This window comes from Psychrobacter sp. H7-1, from assembly GCF_904846585.1.
GTDB lineage: Bacteria > Pseudomonadota > Gammaproteobacteria > Pseudomonadales > Moraxellaceae > Psychrobacter > Psychrobacter raelei.
On record NZ_CAJHBH010000070.1, the window covers coordinates 1 to 5,699 of the forward strand.

Consider the following 5,699-nt stretch of genomic DNA (forward strand, 5'->3'; position numbering starts at 1 on the left):
TGCCATCGATAGATTCAACAGTAAAGCTCTCGCTTAATGTCGCACCAGCAGGCAATGCCTGCACCGCGGCATTGGTATTATCTAGGTTATAAGTCCACTCACCGTTTTCATCGATGCTAAAGCTGCCGTAGTCACCTGCAGTGGCATCTTGTGCGGCGGCAAGCGACTCACCTGTATCAACATCAACAACCGTCACCGTACCTGTAGCAACAAGCGCACCATCTTCAACCACCTCACCGCTGTCATCTGTGATCGCCGCAGCATGATTGATTGCCTCCGCTGTGTTACCGGCATCATCTTTGGCGGTTGCGGTGACATCGTTACTGGTGTCCACTTGATCGGCAGGAAGCGTAATCGCCCCTGTGGTTGGATCAATGCTGCCGCCTGCTGGTAACTCATTACTCTCCCACTCACCTGTTACCGGATCTTTGGTGGCTGTGATAGTTTGCTCAATACCGTTTTCATCGGTGTAAGTGACAGACACCTCTGTGCTGTCATCATCCGCTGGGGTGATGGTAACCACGCCCTCTGGGCTCACTGCGATACTTGGCGCAGCAGGGTTTTGGGTATCTACATCAACGGTTATCGCTGGGGCATTACCACTGGTGTTACCCGCCGCATCTTGTACGTTGTAGCTAAGCTCATGGATGCCATCGTTAAGCGGTGTGGTTGGTGTTAAGGTCACGCTGCCATCTGGATTGGTCACTGCTGTTGCAGGCACAACTTCCCCATCAACCACCAACTGCGGGGTGTCACCAGCCGTCAATTGATCGGCTGGAACCGTCACACTTGGCGTGTTGTCATTACTCTTATCACCATCATTAATCACTTCACTTGGCTCAAGCACATCACCTGAACCATCGTTGGCGACATTATCGGTAACCACTGGCGCACTTTGCGGCGTAGCAGGCGCTGTGGTGTCTTTGCTACCCACCGTCTCTGTTGGCGCCGATTCATTACCAGCTTCATCGGTTGCAGTCACATCAACCAAGTCGCCCTCAGCAATCACCGGCACATCAACACTGTAGTTGCCATTGCTATCTGCAGTAGTGCTACCAATTACATTGCCGTCTTTGTCTGTCACCGTCACGGTTGCACCGGGCTCTGTTTTACCACTGATGGTGGTGGTCTCTGGGGTACCGTCGTTATTTGTGTCGTTGTTGGTGACGTTGTCTACAGTTGGCGCCACTGGTGCGGTAGTATCTGTACTGCCAGTTGCTTCTGTTGCCGGTGATTTGTTGCCAGCAGTATCGGTTGCAGTCACATCAACCAAGTCGCCTTCAGCAATTACTGGTACATCAACACTATAGTTGCCATTGCTATCTGCCGTAGTGCTACCAATTACGTTACCATCTTTATCAGTCACCGTCACGGTTGCACCTGGCTTTGTTTTACCAGAAACAACTGTCTTATCAGGTGTGCCATCATCATCTATATCTTTGTTAGATACGTTATCTACAGTTGGTGCCGCTGGTGCGGTAGTGTCTTTACTACCCACCGTCTCTGTTGGCGCCGATTCATTACCAGCTTCATCGGTTGCAGTCACATCAACCAAGTCGCCCTCAGCAATCACCGGCACATCAACACTGTAGTTGCCATTGCTATCTGCAGTAGTGCTACCAATTACATTGCCGTCTTTGTCTGTCACCGTCACGGTTGCACCGGGCTCTGTTTTACCACTGATGGTGGTGGTCTCTGGGGTACCGTCGTTATTTGTGTCGTTGTTGGTGACGTTGTCTACAGTTGGTGCCGCTGGTGCGGTAGTATCTGTACTGCCAGTTGCTTCTGTTGCCGGTGATTCATTACCAGCTTCATCGGTTGCAGTCACATCAACCAAGTCGCCCTCAGCAATTACTGGTACATCAACGCTATAGTTGCCATTGTCATCTGCAGTAGTGGTGCCAATTACATTGCCGTCTTTGTCTGTCACCGTCACGGTTGCACCGGGCTCTGTGCTACCACTGATGGTGGTGGTCTCTGGGGTACCATCGTTATTTGTGTCGTTGTTGGTGACGTTGTCTACAGTTGGCGCCGCTGGTGCGGTGGTATCTTTAATAGGTCTGTCATTAGAGCTTGATCCGCCACCACTGCTTAAAGCAGCACCAACAATACCCGCACCAGCCAAGCCAACTAACCACGGCAGCGTATCAAAACTGCCTTCGGTAGCCCCAACCCACCAAGGGGCCACTTGACTTTCACCACCTAACGCTTGACCTTCTACATCGCCAATTTGTAATTGAGTGACATAATCTGCCACTTCGCCTGTATCTGGAATATAGTAGTAATACTCACCATTTTCTGCCAAGCCTATTAATGCGCTATCTGTATCATCATAAAACCCTTCAATGATTAGATCGCTATCTTGGCCATCATCTTCCATTGATACATGTAAATCACTACCCACACGCTTAGTGACAATATGGTTTGGTGCATGGCCTGTGGCTGGATCAAAAAGCTCATAGTTTACTTTTTTGTTAGCCTTAATAACTGTTGGCTTGCCATCTTTAGTTACTACCGTATGCTCAGCTATCGTTTTGGTTGTATTATTTATTTTTATGATAATTTTTTTCATGTTAATCTGCACAATTTTAAAGTATTGATGAAATGATAATTAGAAATATCAAAATATTTGAAACTTGAATTTAGCTAATGTATGCCGGTATTGCTCCTAGCCTTAAATGTTATTTTTCAATCAACTTCTCATGACTTTTCTTAGCCAATAGTTGTTATAAGACTTAAGACTTTGTGAGAGTTTATTTTTTGAACTGATTGTTTTTGAAAATAGAGTTTTTCTAATGAATAAAGTTCGCCAATATTATTTTTTGAATGGGAGGAAGGTGAACTGATGTAGTGAGTTATGACAAATTGATGTTTGAGTAGCGTTCCATGAGCCAAATGTAGAAATACATATGGGGTAATATGTTGATTTTTAGACACACAAAATTTAATGCCTCTGTTTTTATTGGCATTAGCATTTATAGATTTTTTTGAGTATTTAACTACAGGTAAAATTGCGTTTTTTAATGTTGTTACGTTAAGAAGGGCTATACTGCCAATAGCTATTGCGATAGCACGGTCTACCCAAATTTTAGTTTTAGCATAATACTTGTGTATAAGCTTACTAATCTTGAGATGAGTAAATAACGCCAGATAATTAAAATTTAGCGAAGCAGTCGATTGATAAATAAAAACACTTGTTCTGAGGCTCATTACTTTTAAGCTCGCAATCTTTATATAATTAACTTCAGCTAATTTTGAACTAGCTGAGTTAGATGTAAATAAAAACAAATTTCATGAAACTTATGAATTAAATTCTTATTAATATGAGAATATGTCACCACTTAATTACAGTAATAATTTAATTTAAATTTTACTTACACTGTAGTTAAGTATATTGTAATCCTCAATAATTTAATTGTTACGAAATGAAATTAGTAAAGCTTAAAAAAAATTAATGATCAAACTTTATTCGCCATGACTATCTATATTGCCTTGTTTATAAACAGCTTTATAAATAGTTAATACTGGGTTTATTTCAAACTAAACCCAGAGCTACTTACCTAATAAATTTACTGTAGACATTATTAATAAAATTGAGCCATTAACGATTTGTCTTAATAGCCTCTAACCTTTAAAACATTTAATGATAGGCTCATATAGCTTATAATACGCCCTACTCTTTAGCACATAGCCTGCTTTTATCCTCTATTAATACGTATATTAAAGCCACAATTGGCCAATAATTGTGGCTGTCTCAAGTATAGGTAATCACATGACTCAATCAAATCAAATCGCTCCTGCTCCTCGCGCCCCAGAGCTACTTTGCCCTGCGGGTACATTCAAAAATATGCAGTATGCTTTTGCTTACGGTGCCGATGCGGTTTATGCCGGGCAGGCACGTTATAGTCTGCGCGTGCGTAACAATGATTTTGATGAAGACAATTTGCGCCGTGGTATTGAGTATGCACACAGCTTGGGCAAGAAGTTTTATGTGGTGGTCAACATCCAAGCCCATAATGCTAAGCTTAAGACCTTTATCGAGGACATCCGTCCTGTGATTGAGATGAAACCTGATGCACTGATTATGTCGGATGCCGGCATGATTATGATGGTGCGTGAACATTTCCCTGATATAGAAATCCACTTATCCGTACAGGCCAATGCGGTTAACTGGGCTACTGTTAAGTTCTGGAAGCAAATGGGGGTAAGCCGCGTTATCGTCTCACGCGAGCTGTCATTAAAGGAGATTAAGCAAATCATCGATGAAGTGCCAGGCATGGAGATTGAAGTTTTTGTCCATGGCGCATTATGCATGGCCTACTCTGGTCGCTGTCTGCTATCCGGCTATATCAACAAACGTGATGCCAACCAAGGCACCTGCACCAATGCTTGCCGCTGGAGCTACAATACTTATAAAGCTCAAGAAAATGAAACGGGCGATATTGTACCAGTACAAACCTTCAACCCAGCTCAGCAAATCGACACTGTTAATTTAAATGGTGACATGGTTATGGGCGATGACTATGTCCAAGCGCCAAGCGATGAGGTGGTGTTGCTAGAAGAGCAAAACCGTCCAGGTGAGTTAATGGCCATGTACGAAGATGAGCATGGTACCTATATCATGAATTCTAAAGACTTACGAGCGGTAGAGTTGGTGCCTGAGCTGACTCAAATGGGCGTACATTCTTTAAAAATTGAGGGTCGAACCAAGTCGCATTATTATGTGGCTCGCACCGCTCAGGTATACCGTCAAGCCATTGATGATGAGGTGGCAGGTAAGCCTTTTGATGAGTCATTGATCGGTGCTTTAGATGGGTTAGCCAACCGTGGTTACACCGAAGGCTTCTTACGTCGTCATGTTCACAGCGATTATCAAAACTACGAATATGGTGCTTCAAAAACAGATCAACAGCAGTTTGTGGCCGAAGTCATCGACATCAGTGCTGAGCGTCTAACGCTTGAGATTAAAAATAAGCTTGAGGTCGGCGACACCATCGAGATTATGACCCCACAAGGCAATGTTACCTATACGCTTGAGCAGATGTGGGACAAAAAAGGCAATTCGATTGAGGCGGCTTTAGGGTCAGGTTGGGTGGCCCAGATTAGTAACCCCTTTAAAGAGATGGACAAGGACACTTTGCAATTTGCGTTGGTCATGAAAAACGTAAAGCAGGCCATTTTCAGCTAATATCTATTCGCTGTTAGTCTATGGTTGCCGCTATCTTAGTCGTTACCAATGAGTCGTTACTGATTTAGATATGATTAATTAGTAGACGTTACTGATTTAGATACGACTAATATCGCCCGTCCGCTTACGCTAAAACCTGTCAAAAAGACAAATGTTTTATCGGTTTTAGCGTAAGCTTTTAGATAGTATACTAACGCACCACTTATTTCACACTTAAACCCACCTTTGACGCCAACCAATAGACCCTTGATAATGCCTATCCCCCAGTCGTATTACCTCAAAGCTTTCAATATCCTACTGTTTATCACCGGGCTTATTTTAGTAATAGACTGTGCCATTTTAATTGCCGCTGACAAAATTAACTTTGGTACCCTAGTCCCTTTTGTGCATAGGTATCTACACAAATTTACTAGCCGCATCAGCGAATTGACGTAGTTTGTCAGGGGAATAATGATTTACCAGTTCGTTAAAATTAAGCCACTGGAACAATCCTGCCATCACAGCAGGTGCG

Annotated in this window: 3 protein-coding genes; 1 reads left to right on the plus strand and 2 read right to left on the minus strand. The window is 43.4% G+C overall.

Features of this window, described 5'->3' with window-relative positions; translation table 11 throughout:
• Window positions 1-2,572: Ig-like domain-containing protein (locus JMX92_RS12900; protein WP_201546063.1), on the minus strand; the 2,572-nt coding region annotated here is incomplete at its 3' end.
• Between the two features lie 140 nt (window positions 2,573-2,712).
• The gene (locus tag JMX92_RS12905; protein WP_201546065.1) at window positions 2,713-3,288 is read right to left on the minus strand and encodes a hypothetical protein; all 576 of its coding nucleotides are present in this window, start codon (window positions 3,286-3,288) and stop codon (window positions 2,713-2,715) included.
• 484 nt (window positions 3,289-3,772) lie between these two features.
• Here JMX92_RS12905 and yegQ point away from each other — a divergent pair, with 484 nt between their 5' ends.
• Window positions 3,773-5,188, plus strand: coding sequence for a tRNA 5-hydroxyuridine modification protein YegQ (gene yegQ / locus JMX92_RS12910; RefSeq protein WP_155587754.1), 1,416 nt, complete (start codon window positions 3,773-3,775; stop codon window positions 5,186-5,188).
• The last annotated feature ends 511 nt before the right edge of the window (window positions 5,189-5,699 follow it).